We start from the raw sequence: 21,008 nt of genomic DNA, 5'->3' as shown, positions 1-21,008 counted from the left end.
TGCAGCGTACGGCCTTTGGCCAGGTGTGGCACCGGGCCGGTGCTGGATCAGGCGTTGACCGTCTCCGGTCGGTGATCGGTGCTCCCCGCGCCGGTGTTGCCATCGGCGTCGGAGTCCATCGCGATGCCCTTGCGCTTGCTGAACACCACCGACGCCACGATGATCAGCGTCGCGACCAGCGCGATGCCGACCCGCAGGCCGACGTTCCGGTCGTCGCCGACGCTGTACGCCACCACGGCGGGCGCGATCAGCAGCGAGACCAGGTTCATCACCTTGAGCAGCGGGTTGATCGCCGGGCCGGCGGTGTCCTTGAACGGGTCGCCGACGGTGTCGCCGATGACCGTGGCGGCGTGCGCCTCGGAGCCCTTGCCGCCGTACGCGCCGTCCTCGACCAACTTCTTGGCGTTGTCCCAGGCCCCACCGGAGTTGGACAGGAAGACCGCCATCAGGGTGCCGGCACCGATCGCACCGGCCAGGTACGCCGCGAGCGCGCCGGGCCCGAGGCCGAAGCCGACCGCGATCGGCGCCAGGATGGCGAGCAGGCCGGGGGTCATCAGCTCGCGCTGCGCGTCCCGGGTGCAGATGTCGACGACCTTGCCGTACTCCGGGCGCTGGGTGCCGTCCATGATGCCGGGCAGCTCACGGAACTGCCGGCGGACCTCCATCACCACGGCGCCGGCCGAGCGGGACACCGCGTTGATGGCCAGCCCGGAGAAGAGGAAGACCACCGCGGCACCGATGATCAGACCGACCAGGTTGCGCGGGTTCGCCACGTTCAGCGAGTTGAGGATCTCGGTCCCGACGTCGCCCACGCCGGCGTCCGCGTACGCGGTGCGCAGCGAGTCGGTGTAGGAGCCGAACAGCGCGGTCGCGGCGAGAACCGCGGTGGCGATCGCGATGCCCTTGGTGATCGCCTTGGTGGTGTTGCCCACCGCGTCCAGTTCGGTGAGCGTGCGAGCGCCGTGCTCGTCGATGTCACCGGACATCTCGGCGATGCCCTGAGCGTTGTCGGAGATCGGCCCGAAGGTGTCCATGGCGACGATCACGCCGACCGTGGTGAGCAGGCCGGTGCCGGCCAGCGCCACCGCGAACAGCGACAGCGTGATGGAGCTGCCACCGAGGAGGAACGCGCCGAAGACGCCCGCGCCGATCAGCAGCGCCGAGTAGACGGCCGACTCCAGACCGATGCTGATGCCGGCCAGGATCACGGTGGCCGCGCCGGTCTGTGAACTCTTGCCGATGTCCTGCACCGGTCGCCGGTTGGTCTCGGTGAAGTAGCCGGTCAGTGCCTGGATCGCGGCGGCCAGCACGATGCCGATCACCACCGCGCCGATGGCCACCAGCCGCGGGTTGCCGGAGGCGTCGGTGAGGCCGCCATCGAACTCGCCGAAGGTCGCCGGCAGGTAGGCGTAGGCGGCGATCGCCACCAGCACCGCGGAGAGCACCGCCGAGATGTAGAAGGCCCGGTTGATCGCGGTCAGGGCGTTGCGGTCGGACGCGCGAAGCCGGGTGACGAAGACTCCGAAGATCGCGACCAGCACGCCGATGGTGGAGATGATCAGCGGGAAGACCAGGCCGTCCTCGCCGAACGCGGCGCGACCCAGGATCAGCGCGGCGACCAGCGTGACCGCGTACGACTCAAACAGGTCGGCGGCCATACCGGCGCAGTCGCCGACGTTGTCGCCCACGTTGTCGGCGATGGTGGCGGCGTTGCGCGGGTCGTCCTCGGGGATGCCCTGCTCGACCTTGCCGACCAGGTCGGCGCCGACGTCGGCGGCCTTGGTGAAGATGCCGCCGCCGACCCGCATGAACATCGCGAGCAGCGCGGCGCCGAAGCCGAAGCCCTCCAGCACGGTCGGCGCGTCACCCCGGTAGACCAGGACGACCAGCGCGGCACCGACGAGGCCGAGGCCGACGGTGAGGAAGCCGACGACGCCACCGGTCCGGAACGCGATCTTCATGGCCGCCTCACGGCCGCCTACCCGCTCCCTCGCGGCGGCGGCCACGCGCAGGTTGGCGCGGGTGGCCAGCCACATGCCGGCGCCGCCGATGAACGCGCTGAACAGGGCGCCCACGACGAAGAAGAGCGAACGGCCGATCTTCACCGCGAGTTCGCTGCCAGCGGTGTCGTGCACCGGGAGCATGAAGAGCAGCACCACGGCAACGACGACGAAGATCGCCAGGGTGCGGAATTGGCGGAGCAGGTAGGCCGAGGCGCCCTCCTGGACCGCCTCCGAGATCTCCTGCATTTTGTTGGTGCCCTTACCAGCGGCCAGCACCGTTTTTGTCAGGGCGGCAGCGAAACCGAGCGCCACCAGCGCGACTACCGCGGCGATGACGACGTAGGTGACATTGCTTCCGGTAAGGGAAAGCCCGCCGCCGTCGGCGGCCAAGGTCCCGGACATCTGTGTCCTCCTGTTACCGAACAATCGCGCCGGTGAGTGGAGACGCACTGACCGACGCCTGGATGCGGACTCGCAAGCGCGCGCCAACCCACCAGCGGACCAGCGATGACCACCCATACCCGCTGGCTGCGGGATGGATCACTTGCTGACAACCCGGGTACTGTAGCCCTCCGCAGTGTTGGAGGTCACACGCAGGTGCCACCGTGTCGCGATGATCTTCGTCGCTGTGTTATGAAACGAAATCTGATATAGGGAACGGTCCATGAAAACAAGGCCGCATCCCCAGCTGGGGATGCGGCCTACGAATCGGAAAGGGTCAGCGGCCGACCGGCCACACCATCCGCACCTCGGTGCCGATGCCCTCGTCGACAGGGCGCACCTGCAGGTCCTCGACGAAGCCGGCGAGCAGCGCGAAGCCGACGCCGGTGGTCAACGCCTCATCGGTGAGCGACTCGTTGGCCAGCTCGTCCGGCGGCAACGCGGTCAGACCGATGCCAGCCTCGATCGGCGCCCGGTCCACCACCCGCACCGAGTACGAACCGCCGTCGGACATCTCCACCAGCACCGGGTCGGGCAGGCCGTACTGCCGATGCAGGGCCACCGCGCGGGTACACGCCTCGCCGATGGCCAGGCGCACCTCGTCCAACAGATCCTCCCGCACGCCGGCACGCCGGGCGACGGCAACGCCGACGAGCCGGGCGGTGCGTACATGCACCGGGGCGGGCGAGAACGAGAGCTTGACGGTCGCCATCACGCGCCGGCGCCCGCCGAGTCGGCGCTGATCGCCGCGTCGACCGTCGGGTGCAACGGAAACACCTGGTCCAGTGCGGTGATCCGGAAGATCTTGAGCAGGGGCTCCTTGTCGCAGACCAGGGCGAACGAACCGCTGGCCGCGCGGAGCCGCTTGAGGGCGCCGACCAGCACGCCCAACCCGGTGGAGTCGAGGAAGTCCACCCGACCGAGGTCAACCACCACGTGACGGGCGCCACCGTCGATCAGTTCGAGGAGTCGTTCGCGAAGCCGGGGCGCGGTGTAGACGTCCACCTCACCACCGACCTCGAGCACCGTGTGCTCGCCCACGGTGCGGGTCGCCAGTGACAGCTCCATCGGTCCTCCTCGCCAGAGCCGTAAACTCTCGTGGGCATCTAACCACTACCGCCGGTGCGGCCTGCGGACGCCAGCGGAGGCTTCCCCTTACCCCCCGGCCCGACTTTTCATCTCCGAACACCAGTGCGAGAGTGCAGGGCGTGACCTCCAACGACTCCAGCTCGGCGCGTCCTACGCCGCGCCACGACCTGGAGTCGTCGTCCGCGGCCACCGTATCCGCTGGTCCCGGCACCGGGCCATCGCCGGTCGACCTGCTGCGCCGGCTGCGTACCCGGGGCGCCGGCGACCCGGTCACCCACGTCGAACGGGTGCCGGCCCGCGCCGGGGTGCCCGCGCCGTGGCCGTCGTGGGCACCGGTGGAGTTGCGCACGGCGTTCACCCGGCGCGGCGTGGTCGCGCCCTGGCAGCACCAGGCCGAGGCCGCCAACCTGGCGTACGAGGGCGAGCACGTGGTGGTCGCCACCGGCACCGCGTCCGGCAAGTCATTGGCGTACCAGCTCCCGGCGCTGGCCACCCTGCTCGCCGACCCCCGGGCCACCGTGCTCTACCTGGCGCCGACCAAGGCGCTCGCCGCCGACCAGTTGCGGTCCGTCGCCGCGCTGGAGCTGGAGGGAGTCCGCCCAGCCTGCTACGACGGGGACACTCCGCGCGCCGAGCGGGAGTGGATCCGCCGGCACTCCCGGTTCGTGCTGACCAACCCCGACATGCTGCACCACGGCATCCTGCCCGGGCATGCCCAATGGTCCGGTTTCCTGCGCCGACTCGCGTACGTGGTGATCGACGAGTGCCACACCTACCGAGGGGTGTTCGGCTCGCACGTGGCCCACGTCCTGCGTCGGCTGCGCCGGCAGTGCGCCCGGTTCGGGGCCACCCCGGTGTTCGTACTCGCCTCGGCGACCTCCGGTGACCCGGCGACCGCGGCCGGGCGGCTGACCGGCCTGCCGGTGACGGCGGTCACCGAGGACGCGTCACCGCGCGGCGGGGTGACCTTCGCACTCTGGGAGCCGCCGCTGCTGCCACCCGACTCGTCGGCGTCCTCGGCGGTGCCCGCACAGGCGACGGGCGGGCACGACGGCGTGACGGACCTCGTCCAGGTCCGCCGGTCGGCGCTGCGCGAGACCGCGGACCTGCTCGCCGACACGGTCGCCGAGGGGGTACGCACACTCGCGTTCGTCCGCTCCCGCAAGGGCGCCGAGGTCGTGGCGGCCAGTGCGCGCCGGGCGCTGGACGACGCGGTGCCCGGGCTCGGCGACCGGGTGGCCGCCTACCGGGGCGGCTACCTGCGCGAGGAGCGGCGCGAACTGGAACGGGCGCTGCTGCACGGCGACCTGCTCGGCCTGGCCTCCACCAACGCGCTGGAGCTGGGCGTGGACCTGGTCGGGCTGGACGCGGTGCTGATCTGCGGCTACCCGGGCACCCGGGCGTCACTGTGGCAGCAGGCGGGCCGCGCCGGACGCTCCGGGCAGGAGGCCCTCGCGGTGCTGGTCGCCCGGGACGACCCACTGGACACCTACCTGGTGCACCACCCGGAGGCGATCTTCGGCGCGCCGGTGGAGGCGACGGTGCTCGACCCGGCCAACCCGTACGTGCTGGCACCGCAACTCGCCTGCGCCGCGGTCGAGGCCCCACTCACCCCGGCCGACCTGACACTCTTCGGCGACGGGGCGAAGGAGGCGGTCGACCAGCTGGTGGCGGCCGGGGCGCTGCGGCAGCGGCCCACCGGCTGGTACTGGCGGCACCGGGAGCGGCCCGAGGTGGACCTGCGCGGCCAGGGCGGCGCCCCGGTCTGCGTGGTGGAGTCGTCGACCGGCCGGCTGCTCGGCACGGTCGACGGTGGCTCCTCGCACTTCCTGCTCCACTCCGGCGCGGTCCATCTGCACCAGGGAGTCTCGTACGTGGTCGACGAGCTCGACCTCGCCGACGGTTGCGCGTTGGTGCACGCAGAGGAACCGGACTGGTCCACCCACGCCCGCGACGTCACCGACCTGTCCGTGGTGTCGGTGCGCTCCTACGTGGACGCCGGGCCGGTCGGCATGTTCCTCGGCGAGGTGGACGTGACCAGTCAGGTGGTGTCGTACCAACGGCGGCGGATCGCCACCGGCGAGGTGATCGACACCCGACCGCTCGACCTGCCCACCCGGGAACTGCGCACGGTGGCGGTCTGGTTCACCCTGTCCCCGCAGTCGTTGGCTCTCGCCGGAGTCCAGTCGGCCGACGTGCCGGGCGCGTTGCACGCCGCCGAACACGCCGCGATCGGTCTGCTGCCGCTGATGGCCACCTGCGACCGGTGGGACATCGGCGGGCTCTCCACCGCGGTTCACCCGGACACCGAGGCGCCGACCGTCTTCGTCTACGACGGGCACCCGGGCGGCGCCGGGTTCGCCGAGCGGGCGTACGGGACGGCGTCGGCGTGGCTGCGGGCCACCCGGGACGCGATTGCCGAGTGCGGCTGCGAGGCCGGCTGCCCATCCTGCGTGCAGTCCCCGAAGTGCGGCAACGGCAACAGCCCGCTCTCCAAGCCGGACGCGATCCGGGTGCTCGACGTGGTGCTGGCGAACCTGCCCGCCTGAGTCAGGCTTGCATGAATACGCCCGACGCGGGGCACAATGTGTGGGAGCGCTTCCATCGATGCCTGTCCTGCCGTTCACCCCCGCGCCCCGAGGAGGAGCCGTGGCCGACACCATCGCCGAGACCGTCGACCTGCTCTATACCATCGACCAGGAACAACTCACTCTTGACCAGCAGATCGCGCTCGGATCCGCGCTGGCTGCCCTGGCCCAGGCGGAACGCCTGGAGCAGATCAACGAACGGCTGCGGGGCATCCATCAGGTCCTCAACGGCTGGGCGCTGCGGGCCGCGACAGCCGACGGTCGCTGACGTCTTCTCCCCGATCCGGCACAGGCACCAGGGATCACTTGATGCTGGGTAGCTTCCAGGACCATCGGACGACTACTCAGCATTCAAGTGAGCGTGGAGAGCAGACAGGAACGCAGAGGTTGGCGGGCTGTGCGAGACTCCGGCGGACCAATCCCTGAGGAGTTTGAATGCAGCTCGACAATCTGCAGAACCAGCAGCAGTTCTACATTCGCCAGCGACTGCGCATGATGGTCAACCAGTACGAGGTTCGGGCGGTTTCCCCGGACGGCACCGAGGGTGAGCTGCTGGCGTTCGCGCAGCAGAAGCGGCTCGCCTTCAAGGAGCAGGTGACGATCTACACGGACGACTCCAAGCAGCAGCCCCTGCTCGGGTTCAAGGCCCGCCAGCGCATCGACCTCGGTGCCACGTACGACGTCACCGACGCGGCCGGCAACCCGATCGGCTTGTTCCGCAAGGACTTCGCCCAGTCGCTGCTCCGCTCCACCTGGCACGTCGAGCAGGCCGGCCTGCCGCAGGTGACGGGCCAGGAGCGCAGCATGCCGGTGGCGCTGCTGCGCCGGTTCGTCGACTCGCTGTCCTGGCTGCCGTACCACTTCGACTTCACCGCTGGCGGCCAACCGGTCTTCACCGTGGTCAAGAAGTGGGGCCTGCGCGACAAGTACATCGTCGAGGTGCAGAACCCGCAGATCGATCGCCGCCTGGTCATCGCGATGGCCGTCGCCCTCGACGCGCTCCAGGCCCGCTGACACACCCGGCCTCACCGGCCGCCCGCTCCTCGGCCGCCGGCCGGGACACGGCCCTCGGCCTGGTCCCGGCCGGCAGGCCGTCGGCAGCTGGGCCTGGTCCCGGCAGGCCGTCGGCAGCTGGGCCTGGTCCCGGCATGCCGTCGGCAGCTGGGCCTGGCCCCGGCAGGCCGGCCGTCGGTAGCTGGGCCTGGTCCGGCCCCTGTCTCGTTCAGCCGCGCACTGGGCCGGCGCGGGCCGTCGACGTGACGACCCGGGTCAGCCCGGGAAGTGGCGTGAACGCCACCTCGACGGTCACCAGCACGTCCAGTCCGTCGAGGCGACAGCCGATCAGCCGACCACCGTTGCGGCGGGTGATGTCGGCAGCGGAGGCGCAGGCCGTCGCGTCGCCGTCGAGTGCCCGGGTGGCCCCGGCCAGCGCGCCGAGATCTGCTGCCACCGCCGCCCGCTGACCTGCCATCCCGACTGCGACGATGGCGGCGGCGTACGTCCCGAACAGCACGAAGACCAGCCCTATCGCCAACAGCAGGACCGTCGCACCACCCCGCTCCGCGTCCGGCCGACCATCATCGAGTCGCTCGGCGTTCGGTCTGTCGCCGAAGCGGAGTGACCGACCATCAGTTCGTCGCACTACCAACTCCCCTCGGCAGAGCCCGGTTCCACGGCTGCGACGGCGGTGGCGACCACGGTGATCCGCGGTAGTCGGCCGCCCAGCGTGCGGACGGGCGCGCGTACCGTCGTCTGCACCCGGTCGCCGTCGACGGACACCGACACCTCCGCCCCCGGCGGCGCCGCGCGCCCGCCTTCCGCGCTGCCGTCCGCACCCCGGGCGGCGGCCAACGCTGCCTCCCGGGCCGCGTGCAGGCAGCTCGCCTGTGCGCTGACAGCGTTGACCGCGGTCAGGCCGGCCAGCAGGAGCAGGAGAAGCGCCGGCAGGCCGGCCGCCAGTTCGGCGGTGAACGACCCTCGGTCCCCGCCGGCGGCGCGTTCGGCAGCGCGGAATCTCCACCCGTCGCCAGCCGGCCGACCAGGAGCGCCAGACCTCGGATCGGGGCCGGCCTGCCGGCGCCCGATCACTTCAGCGCCCGGTCGATGACGGCGGTCAGTGCCGACTGGACGTTGCCGGAGGTCAGCACCTTCAACAGGATTCCGGCGAAGGCGACTGCGGCGAGCGTGCCGACGGCGTACTCGGCCGTGTTCATTCCGGCGTCACCGCGCAGACGTGCGAAGAGTTTGCGCATGGCTGTTTCCCTTCTCGATGGGTCAGAGCACGTCGCCGAGAACGGCGACGATCACCGGCACCAGGCCGGCGAGAATGAACGCCGGCAGGAAGCAGAGCCCCAACGGCAGGACGATGAGCACGCCGGCCCGACGAGCCGACGCCTCGGCAGCGGTGGCCCGGTCGGCACGTAGGTCATCGGCGAGCCGGGTCAGTGCACCGGCCAGGGCGGCACCACTGTTGGCCGAACGCAACGCCGCTGCGGTCAGGCGATCCGCGCCGGGCACCCCGTCCAGCGCGGACCACGCCTCCGCCGGGCCACCGCCGAGGAGCAGCGTGCGGCCGACTCGGGCCAACCGGCCGGTGAGCGGCCCGTCCAACGCTTCGGCGACGGCCAGCACCGAACGATCCACCGGAGCGCCCGCCCGCATCGCCGCAGCCAGAAGGTCGACAGCGAGCGGAAGGTCGGCGGCTTCCTGGAGCCGCCGCTTACGCACGCTCGGCGACTCGATCCGCCGCAGCAGGAGATCCAGCAGGAAGGCGGTCGGGACCGCACCGAGCAGCCCAAGCCAGCCCTCGACGACCACGGCCACGGCGAGACCGCCCAACGCCGCGGCGATCCGGATCGCGTCCGGCCGCCGAATGGCTGAGCTGCGTCGGCTCGCTGAGCTGCGTTGGATTGCTGAGCTGCGTTGGCTCGCTGAGCTGCGTTGGCTCCCCGGGCGCTGGGACATCATCCGGCCCGCCCCGGTGCCGCGCCCAGCCGTTCAGCCCAGAGGAGACCCACGACCTGCAGGGCGACCGCGAGAATCGCACAGGCTCCGCCGACCGTGCTGTGCAGAAGTACCGCCACGGGGTCGACGCCTATCCCGTACCCGAGCCCGATCCCGCCGATCGGCAACGCCGCCAGCAACCAGGCCGTGGCCCGGGCGCCGGCGGCCTGGGCCGCTGCGGCGGCCAGACCCCGGTCTGTCGCCCGAGCGTCGGCCTCGATCCGCTCGACGAGTTCCGCCAGCGGCGCGCCGGTCCGGTCAGCCAGTCGCACCGCCGCAGCGGTCAGCTGGCGCAGCCGGTCCGACCCGTCCCGCTCAGCGGCGGCGGCTTCGAGCGCGTGCGGGACGGGCAGGCCGGCCCGAAGGTCCGCCGCTAGGCCGCAGAGCTGGTCCAGCCCACGTCGTCGGAATCGCTCGGCGCTCCGGTGCACTCGCCAGCGCAGCACGGCGCGCACGGCCAGCGTGCCGTACCCGGCCACCGCGACCGCAGCCACCGGGCCGCCGACCACGGCACCGACACCGCCTCCCAGCAGGCCAACCAACGGCAGCACACGCGCCGTCGACCGCGAGCCACGCACGAAACCCGCGCTCGGCCGACCGGCCGGGGCGACGGAACGGTGGCCACGGAGATCGACATCCCTGCGCCCCTCGACCGTTGCCGCGCCGAATGTGTCGCCTCGACGGTCCGCCGCGACGCCTCCGCGTCCATCGGCCGTCGCCGTGCCTGAGGCATCGCCCCAACGGTCCGCCTCCACGCCTTCGCAGTCGAGGGTGATCGCAGCCGGGGATGTGCCTCCCCGTCGTTGCGCGTCCAGGATCGTGGCCTCCGGCCGGGCGGTGCCGGCGGGTCGCCGGGGATCCCGGCGGATCGGCGGGCGCGTCGGGCCGGCCGGACGCGTGGGCCCCACCGACCCGCCCGTCGCCCCGGGCCAGCTCGGGCTAACGGTGGCGTCCCGGCTGGGCCAGCCGAGCGCCGTCCGCCTCCCGTTGGAACCCGCAGTGGTTACCGCCTCCACTGGAACGCCGACCAATTGACCTGGGGTCGGAGCGTCGCCAGACCCGCCGACCGGCTCGTCCGGCGCGCGACCGAGTTCTCGGATCCACTCCACCAGCGCGTCATCCGGATCTGTGCCGCCGCTTCCGCGTCCCGTCGCGAACACGCGACGTCGGCGGGCCCGGATGCTGTGCACGGGCCAGGCCACCAGGGCGGCGGTGACCAGGAGCAGCGCCGCGACCAGCATCGTCCCGCCGGTCATGCCGGTCATGCCGGGCCTGCCGATCCAGGCCACGGCTCGCTGAGGATCGGAGGCACCGCCACTCCACGGTCCCGCAGTAGCGCCCCGAGCGCACGGGCGGCCAGCCCGAGCCCTCGGCCGCGTACCCAGGCGGGCACCACGGTCACCAACCGTTCGGGGCCCTCGGGCAGCAGCAGGCAGACCGACTCCAGGACGCGTCCCCGGTCGCCACGGCGCACCTGGAACAGCACCTGCAGAGCGGCGGCTACCTGAGCGTGCAGCGCGGCGCGGGGCAGCCCACCCAGCATGCCCAGCGCCTCCAGCCGGGCCGGCACGTCCGACGGGGTGTTGGCGTGCAGCGTGCCGGCGCCCCCGTCGTGGCCGGTGTTGAGCGCCGCCAGCAGGTCGACCACCTCACCGCCCCGGCACTCCCCGACCACCAGGCGGTCCGGTCGCATCCGCAACGCCTGCCGGACCAGGTCGCCGAGACTGACGACGCCCGTCCCCTCCACATTGGCGGTACGCGCCTGAAGCCCCACCACGTGTGGGTGCCCCGGATGCAGCTCGGCCGCGTCCTCCACCAGCACGATCCGCTCGGTGGTTGGCACCAACCCCAGGAGCGTGTTGAGCAGGGTCGTCTTGCCCGACCCCGTGCCCCCGGTCACCAGGTACGCCAGCCGGGCCGCGACGACGGCGGCGAGCAGTGGCGCCACCGGCCGGGGCACCGTCCCGTGGCGCACCAACTCGTCGAGGGTGAAGGGCCGGTGTCGGAAGGTCCGCAGGGACAGGTAGGGACCCTCGGTCGCCACCGGCGGCAGCACGGCGTGCAACCGGGTGCCGTCGGGGAGCCGGGCGTCCGCGTACGGGGAGCCGTCGTCGAGCCGCCGCCCGGCGCTGGCGATCAGTCGCTGCGCCAGCCGGCGAACGTCCTCCGCCGAGCCCACCGGGATCGCGACCTGTTGCAACCCCGAACCACGGTCGACCCAGACCCGAGTCCCGTTGACCAGGACGTCAGTGACCTCCGGGTCAGCGAGCAGTGGGGCCAGGGGCCCGGCACCGACGAGGTCGTCGTGCACCCGGTCGGCGATCCGCAGCACGGCGGTGTCGCCGAGCACTGCGGCGGTGGGTTCGGCCCGTACCGCGGAGACGATCGCCGCCGGTGTCACCGGGGTGGTGGCGGCAGCGATCCGCTGACGCACCCGCGCGGCGAGGGTGGCGTCCTCCGGCCGGCCGGTCATGCCGCACCCGTCGCGGGCACACCGGTGAGGTCGGTGACGATTCGTTGGCAGAGGGCTGCCAGTGGGCCCTTGCCGGCGGCGGCCGGCGCCTCGCCTCGTTCCAGCCCGCGGCAGAGGCCTGGCTCGGGGCGCAGGGTGCCGGCCAGGGGAAGCCCGAGCGCCCGTGCCACCTCGGTCGCGCGCAGCCGGCCCGGGGCCGGCCCGCGCACCACCACCGAGAACGCGGCGCAGTGCGGGGCGGCTGCGGCCACCACCCGGGCGGCCGCAGCGGTGGCACGCAGCTCGGCCGGAACGACGACGAACGCCTGGTCGGCTGCCTGCAACGCCACCACGGCCGCTTCGTCCAACTGACGGGGCAGGTCGACAACCACGAAGTCCCGACCACGTCGGGCGGCGTCGATGGTTGCCGCCATCGCCGCCACCGGGAGTGGCAGCATCTCGCCGCGGTCCCAGGAGAGCACCACCAGGTCACCTCGGCTGGGCAGGGCCTGCACCAGCGCCGGGGCATCCACCCGCCCGTCAGCGCCGGTGAGCGACGGCCAGCGCAACCCTTCCAACTGCTCCCAGCCGAGCACGAGGTCGAGGCCACCACCGAGCGGGTCGGCGTCGACCAGCAGCGTGCGCAACCGGGCTCGGGCTGCGGTCACGGCAAGACCGCCGGCGAGCACACTCGCCCCTGCACCGCCCCGGCCACCGAGCACCGCGACAACCCGGGCGCCGACGCCGGACGGACGGTCCGGACCATGCTCGGCGAACCGGTCCACCAGCCACGGCTCCGCGGCGGGGAGCATGGCGACGTGCTCGGCCCCGATCAGCTCAGCGATCTGCCAGCCGGGGTCGAGCTGGCCGGCCCGGCCAACCAGCACCAGCCGGGGCCGCTGCGGCAAACGGGCACGCAGACACGACTGCGCCTGATCGGCGCCGAGCAGCACGAGCGGCGCGGGAAGCCACCGGGTGCGGGCGGCCGCAGGGTCGCCGGCGAGCTCCACCTCGGTCCCGCCGGCGGCGGCGAGCCGCAGCACATCATCGAGCAGATCGTCGTCGCCGGTGACGACCAGCGGAAGCCGGCGGATCGGCGGAACCGAGGTACGGGATGGCATCGCGGCCTCCAGCGGTCGGGCTCTGGTATGCCGCCGACCCTGCTCGGAAACCACCGCACAAACCGTCCCGACCGCGCCGCCTGTGGACAACCTCGCGGGCTGTGGACAACGCCCGCCGAGGCAGTTGATCTGCTACGCGCGCGGCCTGTCCTCCGGAGCCGCCGCAGCTGGACGGAGCACGACGGACGCCCCCAGAAGGAGCGGCCCGGCACCGGCAACCAGCGGACGCGACGCGGTCACCCGGCGGCGGGGTCACTCCCCAACTGGAGCACCTACTGTCGGCACGATGCTCTGGGCCATGCCGCGGCGGAGCTGAGCCGCCCTCGATGGCAGGCCGGCAAACCTGCGGGCATGCTGCGGTGTCTTGCTAACTGACGAGACCGGAGGTCAGATGCGAGATTCGCGGGGTGCGGAGTTCGACGAGTTCGTCCGCACACGGTCGGTGGCGCTGTTGCGTGTCGCCTACCTACTGACGGGCGATCGGCATGCAACCGAGGATCTGCTTCAGGAGGTTTTGGAGCAGCTGTACGTGCGCTGGCGTCGGGTAGGGATCAGTCCGGATGCCTACGCCCGACGCGCGTTGGTCGACCGACCGATCAACCGATGGCGGAGACGTGCACGGCGGCCGGAGCAGACTCTCGGGAACTACGACGTGGTCGCACGGGACCACGCGGACGATGTCGCAGACCAGCTCCGGACGGGCAGGAGGACGACCTGTGAGCTGCGGTGGCGCGCTCCCCAGAAAGGGACGACCCCCGTCGGGGGGAGACGGGGGTCGTCGAAGGTTCGGCTCCGGGGGGGTCGAGCCGAACCACTCAGCGGTCACGGGGGGTGCAACCGCTGAGGGTCTTGTCTGTTTTCGAGGATGTGAAAACTCGTCGTGCGGACAAGTCTGCCTGAGCGGGCCCGTCACGTCGAGTGTTGCTGTCTCCACTCACTGCGAAAATCTCCTCGCAGAGTGTGAGCGTGATCACGCGGAGCGGAGATATTGGTGCCAGCCCGCAGGTCTGGGGGGTGGCCTGACCCCGGGCACCCGCCGACGATAGACCATCCGGCTAGACTTTCGCGCCGTGGGCCGAAGTGCCGCTTTCTTCGATCTGGACAAGACCGTCATCGCCAAGTCGAGCGCCCTGGCGTTCGGTCGGCCGTTCTACCGGGACGGGCTGATCACCCGGCGTGACGTGGTCAAGTCGGCGTACGCGCAGCTGATGTTCCGGCTGGGCGGCACCGACGAGCAGACCATGGCCCGAACACGGGACTACCTGGCTGCGCTCTGCAAGGGCTGGCAGGTGGAACAGGTCCGCCAGATCGTCGCGGAGACACTGCACGAGCTGATCAACCCCTACGTGTACGCCGAAGCCGCCGCCCTGATCGAGGAGCACCAGGCTGCAGGGCGGGACGTGGTGCTGGTGTCGGCGTCCGGCGAGGAGATGGTCCGGCCGATCGGCGAGCTGCTCGGGGTGACCGACGTGATCGCCACCCGGATGACGGTTCGGGACGGCCGGTACAGCGGCGAGGTCGAGTTCTACGCGGCCGGTCCGCGCAAGGTCGAGGCGGTCGGCGAGTTGGCCGCCGCCCGGGGTTACGACCTGGCCGACTCGTACGCCTACTCCGACTCGTACAGCGATCGCCCGCTCTTGGAGTGTGTTGGCCACCCGAGTGTGGTCAACCCGGACCGGCAGCTGCGCAAACTGGCTTCGGAGAACGCGTGGCCGGTGCTGGAGTTCCGGCACCCGATCCCGCTGGGCCGACGCCTACGGGAGCGGCCGGCGGTCCCGGTCGCCGCGGCAGCCCTGGGCGTGGGCGTGGGCGTGGCCATCGGCATCGCGTGGTACGGCCGCCACCGTCGCACCCGCGCCGCCACCACCGCCTAACCCCCCGCATCCCCCACTCCCGGGTCGATCATGGACTCGTGGTGGGCGTATTCGTCCCTCTCGCGCCTTTTGTGAGGCACCACAACTCCATGATCGACGCCCCGAGGCGGCAGGGCGGGCAGGGTCGGGGGCTTTGGTCGGGCTGGCCTCGTTCAGGCGGCGGCTAGGATCTCGTCGCCGATGGTGGGGAGCTGGTCGGCGCCGACCTCGACGGCTGCCATGTAGTGGCGTAGCCAGGAGCGCAGCCCGTCCGGGGTGCCGGTGGCGAAGGCACCGGCCGAGCCGACGTACTCGGGCTCCCGCTCGCGGTGCCCGACGTCGACGGCGAGCAGGCCGCGCGGGTCGAGGCCGCTGGCGAGCAGCACCAGCCGGGCGGCACCCCGTGCCACCACGCCGGACGGCCCGGCGAACGGGCGCAGGTTCAGCAACTCCCCGTGTACGACGGCGGCGAGCACCAACGGGGAGACCTTCGAACCGCCAGCAACCAGCCCAGCCAGCCCGTCCAGCCGGGCGGCGACCACCGGGTCGGCCACCGGGCGGCCCAGCTCGGCTTCCGACACCATGTCCCGGGCGGCGAGCACGTGCAGCTTCGCGAGAGCCTGCCGGGGGGCCTTCGGCCACAGCTCGCTCAGGCCGGGCAGCGCCCCGGCGACCCGCAGCGCCCCCTGGAGCACGGGGTCGGTGACAGTGCCGGCGCGGACCGCCTCGCGTTCGTGCGCGGACCCCTCCAGGGCGGCGCTGGCCACCGCGGAGCGGAGGCTGACCTCGGCCGCGACCTGGCCACCGTGCCGGCGCAGCGCACGGTGCCCGAGCGCCCGGTCGAACCGCTCGCGGGCCTGTTCCACAGCGGCGGCGATATCGGCGAGCGCGAGCAGGGGCGCGAGCGGGTCGGTGGTCACCCCGCCACGCTAGCGACCCAGCCCGATCTCCCGGGTCGCACCCGCCCGCAACGCGACCCGGGCCACCCGACGACCCCGACCACGGCAAGGTCAACACGGGTTCAAGGATGTCGGGGTATCCCACCCGCCCGGATACCCCGGTGTCACCGAACCCGTGTCGATCAAGCGGGCGGGGAGCAAGCGCACGTGCCAGCCGCGCACGAGCCAGCCGCGCACGGCCAAGCGCGCGGGCGCGGCGCGCGGGTGGACGCGGGCCACGCCGGCCGTCGGGCGCGCGGCGGGGGCCGCTGGGCGCGACGGAGTGGGCAGCCGTGGCCGGTCGAGAGCCCCGCGACTACCCTCGTGCCCAGCGAGACGCAGGTCACCCCGAGGACGAGGAGTCACGGCATGAGCGAGGCATTGGCAAATCTGCTGAACGAGACGCGCCAGTTCCCCCCGCCGGCCGAACTCGCGGCGCACGCCAACGTCACCGTCGACGCGTACGCCGAGGCCGAGGCCGACCGGCTCGCCTTCTGGGCGAAGCAGGCTGATCGTCTGGCCTGGTCGAAGAAGTGGGACGAGGTGCTCGACTGGTCGAACCCGCCGTTCGCGAAGTGGTTCGTGGGCGGGCAGCTCAACGTGGCGTACAACTGCCTGGACCGGCACGTCGAGGCGGGCCGGGGTGACAAGGTGGCGATCCACTGGGAGGGCGAGCCGGGCGACACCCGCACCCTCACGTACGCCGACCTGCACGAGCTGACCTGCCGGGCGGCGAACGCGCTCACCGACCTGGGGGTGACCGCCGGTGACCGGGTGGCCATCTACATGCCGATGATCCCGGAGGCGGCGGTGGCGATGTTGGCGTGCGCCCGGGTCGGCGCCGCGCACAGTGTGGTCTTCGGCGGCTTCTCGGCCGACTCGCTGAGCAATCGCATCCAGGACGCCAGCGCCAAGGTGGTGATCACCGCGGATGGTGGTTACCGGCGGGGCAAGCCGTCGGCGCTGAAGCCCACCGTGGACGAGGCGGTGGCGAGCTGCCCGTCGGTGGAACACGTGCTGGTGGTCCGCCGCACCGGCGAGGACGTGGCGTGGTCGGAGAAGGATCACTGGTGGCACGAGACGGTGGAGACCGCGTCGGCGGAGCACACCGCGCAGCCGTTCGACGCCGAGCACCCGCTGTTCATTCTCTACACGAGCGGCACCACGGCCCGGCCGAAGGGCATCCTGCACACCACCGGCGGTTACCTCACCCAGGCGTCGTACACGACGCATGCGGTCTTCGACCTGAAGCCGGAGACGGACGTCTACTGGTGCACCGCCGACATCGGCTGGGTCACCGGGCACTCCTACATCGTGTACGGCCCGCTCTCCAACGGTGCCACCCAGGTGATGTACGAGGGCACCCCGGACACCCCGAACAAGGGCCGGTTCTGGGAGATCGTCGACAGGTACGGGGTGAGCATCCTGTACACGGCCCCGACCCTGATCCGGACGATGATGAAGTGGGGCGACGACATTCCGGCCGGCTTCGACCTGTCCTCGCTGCGCCTGCTGGGCAGCGTCGGTGAGCCGATCAACCCGGAGGCGTGGATCTGGTACAGGCAGCACATCGGCCGGGGCGAGCTGCCCGTCGTGGACACCTGGTGGCAGACCGAGACGGGCGCCATCATGATCTCCCCGCTGCCGGGGGTGACCGCGGCGAAGCCGGGTTCGGCGATGACTCCGCTGCCGGGCATCGTGGCCGACGTGGTGGACGACCAGGGCCAGTCGGTGCCGAACGGTGGTGGCGGTTACCTGGTGTTGCGCGAGCCGTGGCCGTCGATGCTGCGCACCATCTGGGGTGACGACGACCGGTTCATCGACACGTACTGGTCGCGGTTCCAGGGCATGTACTTTGCTGGTGACGGGGCCAAGAAGGACGACGACGGGCACATCTGGCTGCTCGGCCGGGTGGACGACGTGATGTTGGTGTCCGGGCACAACATCTCGACGACCGAGGTGGAGTCGGCGTTGGTGTCGCACCCGTCGGTCGCCGAGGCGGCGGTCGTCGGTGCGACCGACCCGACCACCGGTCAGGCGATCGTCGCGTTCGCCATTCCGCGCGGCAGCACGGACATCGTCGGCGAGGCGGGTGAGCAGCTCATCGCCGACCTGCGCAACCACGTGTCGAAGACGCTCGGCCCGATCGCCAAGCCGCGGCAGATCATGCTGGTGGCGGAGCTGCCGAAGACCCGCTCCGGCAAGATCATGCGCCGGCTGCTGCGGGACGTCGCGGAGAACCGGTCACTGGGCGACGTGACCACGTTGCAGGACTCGTCGGTGATGGACCTGATCTCCTCGGGGATGAGCGGCGCCAAGTCCGACGAGGACTGACGGTAGGCGTACCCCAGCGGTGGGTGGCGGTCCGGACGGACCGTCACCCACCGTTGTCTTTGGTGGAGGTACGTCCGCAGCGCGGTAATCGACGGATAACGCATCGATCACGATCCCGCCGCACGGGATGTTTGTCATTTAGTTTCACGCTGGCCGGGCGGTCTCGATGCGCCTCACCGCACACCGCGACCGGCCGACGTCCTCTGCCGAGAAACGGAGTGGCATGAACAGAAAATCCCATCCGGGGTCGCGCCGACGACTACTCGTCGCGTTGCCCGTCATCGCCCTCGCGGCCACGTCACTGACCGTGACTGGCAGCGCGGCCGCTCAGTCGTCCGGCACCCCCCGGGCGGTGATCGGGGCCGACGAGTACTACATCAACTACGCCGAGCCCGAGGTGCAGCCGGACACCACCGGCCGTGAGGTCAAGGGCAAGGGCGGCGTCTACACCCCGGCCGCGGAGTCCGCGCGCGAGTTCGACCAGAAGCACGCCCGGGGCAACCCGGTGACCGCGCGGCAGCTGGCCAAGGACGAGGCCAAGTCGCTGAAGACGGGCCAGAACCCCCGGAAGTTCAAGAAGGCGCCGACCACGCAGACGGCGAAGCTGCTCACGCTGCTGGTCGAGTTCAACGACAAGGCGAACGACGACTTCACCGGCGTGATGGTCCCCAAGACGGTCTTCGAGGACCGGACCTGTGTCCCCGGCACCGTCCAGAACGGCCCGAAGCACAACAAGATCCCGAACCCGGCGACCCTGCCCAACGAGGACAACAACTCGATGTGGGTGCCGAACTTCTCGCCGACGCACTACAACAAGATGCTCTACACCAAGAAGGGCATCACCGAGCGGGTCCGCACGGACCTGAAGGGCCCGGACGGCAAGAAGGGCATCGACCTGTCCGGCCGCACCATGCACAACATGTACCTGGAGATGTCCAAGAACGCGTACACGGTGGACGGGCAGGCCAGCCCATGGATCACCGTGCCGCACTCGGAGGGCTGGTACGCCGCCAACCGCTGCTTCCAGGACGAGACGGGCGCCTGGGTCGCCGGCCGTGAGCAGTCGATGAACGGCCACCCGGACAACCCGGCCGGCGCGGGCCGACTGGCGACCGACGCGATCGACGCGCTCGTCGCAAAGGACCCGACCTTCCCCTGGGCCGACTACGACATCGAGGACCAGGCCGACCGGGACGGTGACGGCAACGTCTACGAGCCGGACGGCGTGATCGACCACCTCGTGCTGGTGCACGCCGGTCAGGGCAAGTCCCGCGGTGGCGGCGCCGAGGGTGTGTACGCCGTCTGGGCGCACTCCTCCACGGTCGCCGGTGGCTACACCATCCCCGGCACCAACCTCAAGGCGTCGAACTACATCGTGCAGCCGGAGGACGCCGGTGTCGGCGTCTTCGCCCACGAGTTCGGCCACGACCTGGGCCTGCCGGACCTCTACGACACGTCCGGCAACGCCGACTCCGACATCGACTTCTGGGACCTGATGGCCTCGGGCTCACACTCGGGTGAGATCTTCCAGGCGCTGCCGACGCACATGGGCATCTGGGACAAGTGGGTGCTCGGCTGGGCCGACCCGCTGACGATCCGCCCCGGGTCGAACCCCCGCGAGGTGAAGCTCGGCCAGACGTCGCGTACCCCGATCGACTCCGAGGACGGCATCAAGGTCGACCTGCCGGACAAGGTGACGACGCTGGCCACCCCGCACAGCGGCACGAAGATGTGGCACAGCAACAATGACCAGGAGTGGGCCGACGTCAAGCTGAGCCGCTCGGTCGACGTGCCGGCGGCAGCGGACTCGAAGTTCTGGATGTGGAACAACTACATCATCGAGGCGGACTGGGACTACGGCTTCGTCGAGCTCTCGACCGACGGCGGCACGTCCTGGACCGAGCAGAAGGTGTACAACGAGGCCGGCACCGTGGTCACCACGCCGGACGGCTACCCGGACCCGAACGGCCGGATGAACGACTTCGGCGGCAAGAAGTACGGCCTGACCGGCAGCACCAACGGCTGGCGTCACGACTACGTCGACCTGTCGGCGTACGCCGGGACGACCGTGCAGGTGCGGCTGCGTCTCGCCACCGACGAGGCGTTCGAGGAGCGCAACTGGTTCGCCGACGACTTCTCGGTCACCGGCGGCGGCACCACCACCTGGAGTGACGACGTCGAGGGCGGCGCCAACGGCTGGACCGCCACCGGCGGCACCTTCGTCGACACCACCGGCGCGGGCTGGAAGGTCTCCAGCGGCACCGAGATCCACGCCCAGTACTACCTGGCGGAGTGGCGCAACTTCGACGGCTTCGACAAGGGCCTGAAGTACGCCTACGACACGATCTACTCGCACGAGGCGTGGAAGGTCGACCGGATCTCCTACAACGCGCCCGGCATGCTGGTCTGGTACCGGGACACCGCCCTCGGCGACGTCAACCACGTCACCGGGCAGATGACCGCCCTGCCCAGCTACGGCGCGAAGGGCGGGTTGCTCATCGTCGACTCGCACTTCGACCCGTACCGCCGCACGGGCACGGCGGCCGAGAAGGACCCGTCAGTGACGGACAACCTGCCCAGCCGCCCGCAGTCGTCGAACGCGGCCTTCACGTTGCAGCGGACGTACCCCTTCACGGAGTGCCTGGAGGCCGCGGACGAGCCGTACAGCGCGTACTGCACCAAGTTCAAGGGGCTACCGCCGGTCAAGTCGTTCACCGACGCGAAGGGCTGGTACCCGGGCATCGAGATGCGCGATGGTGCTGCGTACGCCCGGGACAACGACGCGTCGGTGGTCCTGCCGTCGCGCAACAACGCGCCGTACACCACCCGGGTCACCCACCCGGACGGCAGCCCGGCGCCGGAGTTCTACGGCGTCACCCTGGGCGGCGGCGCGATCGTGCTGGGCACCGGTAACCCCGGCGACCAGGGCGTGAACTACGGCGTCTCGCTCACCGTCAAGAAGGCGGCAGGGGACAACTCGTCGGCCACGATCTACGTGACCCCGGCGAAGAAGTGACAGTTTCTGCTCAGCAGTAACTGACAACAGCAGTGTCGGTGGGGCCGGTGGCGGAGACGCCACCGGCCCCACTGTCTTAGGTCGATCAAATCAATCGATAATAGTCGTTGTATACCTCGACGCTCGGTCCCCGCTGGTCAGCGTGGCTGATGAAGCGCGGGTATGTGACG

Annotated in this window: 17 protein-coding genes and 1 pseudogene; 7 read left to right on the top strand and 11 right to left on the bottom strand. The window is 71.2% G+C overall.

Annotation, left to right across the window (positions count from 1 at the left end):
- Positions 1-47 precede the first annotated feature (47 nt).
- The 3 genes from PCA76_RS02280 to PCA76_RS02270 form a co-directional block, all read right to left on the bottom strand.
- The gene (locus PCA76_RS02280) at positions 48-2,405 is read right to left on the bottom strand and encodes a sodium-translocating pyrophosphatase (RefSeq protein WP_272614929.1); all 2,358 of its coding nucleotides are present in this window, start codon (positions 2,403-2,405) and stop codon (positions 48-50) included.
- 316 nt (positions 2,406-2,721) lie between these two features.
- Positions 2,722-3,159 (bottom strand): ATP-binding protein, encoded by a 438-nt coding sequence (locus PCA76_RS02275; protein WP_272614928.1) that lies wholly within the window; start codon positions 3,157-3,159, stop codon positions 2,722-2,724.
- A complete protein-coding gene (locus PCA76_RS02270; RefSeq protein WP_272614926.1) occupies positions 3,156-3,512 on the bottom strand; it encodes an STAS domain-containing protein in 357 nt (118 codons plus the stop codon). The genes PCA76_RS02275 and PCA76_RS02270 overlap by 4 nt, the downstream gene beginning before the upstream one ends.
- Before the next feature lie 140 nt (positions 3,513-3,652).
- Between PCA76_RS02270 and PCA76_RS02265 the strand changes: the two genes are divergently transcribed.
- The 3 genes from PCA76_RS02265 to PCA76_RS02255 all read left to right on the top strand — a co-directional run bounded on the left by PCA76_RS02265 (position 3,653) and on the right by PCA76_RS02255 (position 7,135).
- A complete protein-coding gene (locus tag PCA76_RS02265) occupies positions 3,653-6,082 on the top strand; it encodes a DEAD/DEAH box helicase (RefSeq protein WP_272614925.1) in 2,430 nt (809 codons plus the stop codon).
- A 100-nt stretch (positions 6,083-6,182) separates the two neighbouring features.
- Positions 6,183-6,389 carry a hypothetical protein gene (locus PCA76_RS02260; RefSeq protein WP_272614923.1) on the top strand — a complete coding sequence of 69 codons (207 nt, stop codon included), beginning with the start codon at positions 6,183-6,185 and terminating at the stop codon, positions 6,387-6,389.
- 167 nt (positions 6,390-6,556) lie between these two features.
- Positions 6,557-7,135 (top strand): hypothetical protein, encoded by a 579-nt coding sequence (locus tag PCA76_RS02255; protein WP_272614922.1) that lies wholly within the window; start codon positions 6,557-6,559, stop codon positions 7,133-7,135.
- Between the two features lie 208 nt (positions 7,136-7,343).
- On the opposite strand, the gene PCA76_RS02250 is transcribed toward PCA76_RS02255, so the two are convergent.
- The 7 genes and pseudogenes from PCA76_RS02250 to ssd all read right to left on the bottom strand — a co-directional run bounded on the left by PCA76_RS02250 (position 7,344) and on the right by ssd (position 12,697).
- On the bottom strand, positions 7,344-7,763 hold the full coding sequence (locus PCA76_RS02250) for an Rv3654c family TadE-like protein (RefSeq protein ID WP_272614921.1): 420 nt from the start codon (positions 7,761-7,763) through the stop codon (positions 7,344-7,346).
- Complete coding sequence (locus PCA76_RS02245) at positions 7,763-8,209, bottom strand: TadE family type IV pilus minor pilin (protein ID WP_272614920.1); 447 nt, start codon at positions 8,207-8,209, stop codon at positions 7,763-7,765. The genes PCA76_RS02250 and PCA76_RS02245 overlap by 1 nt, the downstream gene beginning before the upstream one ends.
- Positions 8,206-8,373 carry a DUF4244 domain-containing protein gene (locus PCA76_RS02240; protein WP_088997060.1) on the bottom strand — a complete coding sequence of 56 codons (168 nt, stop codon included), beginning with the start codon at positions 8,371-8,373 and terminating at the stop codon, positions 8,206-8,208. The genes PCA76_RS02245 and PCA76_RS02240 overlap by 4 nt, the downstream gene beginning before the upstream one ends.
- 22 nt (positions 8,374-8,395) lie before the next feature.
- Entirely contained in the window at positions 8,396-9,085 is a 690-nt protein-coding gene (locus PCA76_RS02235; protein WP_442930231.1) for a type II secretion system F family protein, read from the bottom strand.
- Positions 9,085-9,819 (bottom strand): annotated as a pseudogene (locus PCA76_RS02230) (type II secretion system F family protein); the annotation flags it as partial. The pseudogene PCA76_RS02230 and the gene PCA76_RS02235, both read right to left, overlap by 1 nt.
- Before the next feature lie 566 nt (positions 9,820-10,385).
- Positions 10,386-11,597: a TadA family conjugal transfer-associated ATPase gene (locus PCA76_RS02225; protein ID WP_272614918.1), complete on the bottom strand. Its 1,212-nt coding sequence runs from the start codon at positions 11,595-11,597 to the stop codon at positions 10,386-10,388.
- Entirely contained in the window at positions 11,594-12,697 is a 1,104-nt protein-coding gene (gene ssd / locus PCA76_RS02220; protein ID WP_272614916.1) for a septum site-determining protein Ssd, read from the bottom strand. The genes PCA76_RS02225 and ssd overlap by 4 nt, the downstream gene beginning before the upstream one ends.
- A 391-nt stretch (positions 12,698-13,088) precedes the next feature.
- On the opposite strand from ssd, the gene PCA76_RS02215 reads away from it, so the two are divergent.
- Positions 13,089-13,541 carry a sigma factor gene (locus PCA76_RS02215; RefSeq protein ID WP_272614914.1) on the top strand — a complete coding sequence of 151 codons (453 nt, stop codon included), beginning with the start codon at positions 13,089-13,091 and terminating at the stop codon, positions 13,539-13,541.
- Positions 13,542-13,767: 226 nt separating this feature from the next.
- Positions 13,768-14,571, top strand: coding sequence for an HAD family hydrolase (locus PCA76_RS02210; RefSeq protein WP_272614912.1), 804 nt, complete (start codon positions 13,768-13,770; stop codon positions 14,569-14,571).
- Positions 14,572-14,723: 152 nt separating this feature from the next.
- Here PCA76_RS02210 and PCA76_RS02205 read toward each other — a convergent pair whose 3' ends face one another.
- Entirely contained in the window at positions 14,724-15,470 is a 747-nt protein-coding gene (locus PCA76_RS02205; protein ID WP_272614910.1) for an oxidoreductase, read from the bottom strand.
- Positions 15,471-15,857: 387 nt separating this feature from the next.
- Between PCA76_RS02205 and acs the strand changes: the two genes are divergently transcribed.
- Both acs and PCA76_RS02195 read left to right on the top strand, forming a co-directional pair.
- Positions 15,858-17,822, top strand: coding sequence for an acetate--CoA ligase (acs, locus tag PCA76_RS02200; RefSeq protein WP_272614909.1), 1,965 nt, complete (start codon positions 15,858-15,860; stop codon positions 17,820-17,822).
- Positions 17,823-18,045: 223 nt separating this feature from the next.
- The gene (locus tag PCA76_RS02195) at positions 18,046-20,838 is read left to right on the top strand and encodes an immune inhibitor A domain-containing protein (protein WP_272614908.1); all 2,793 of its coding nucleotides are present in this window, start codon (positions 18,046-18,048) and stop codon (positions 20,836-20,838) included.
- Positions 20,839-21,008 lie beyond the last annotated feature (170 nt).

Origin of the sequence: Micromonospora sp. LH3U1, assembly GCF_028475105.1 — a bacterium.
Lineage (GTDB): Bacteria > Actinomycetota > Actinomycetes > Mycobacteriales > Micromonosporaceae > Micromonospora.
This window is presented reverse-complemented; position numbering and strand designations above follow the sequence as displayed.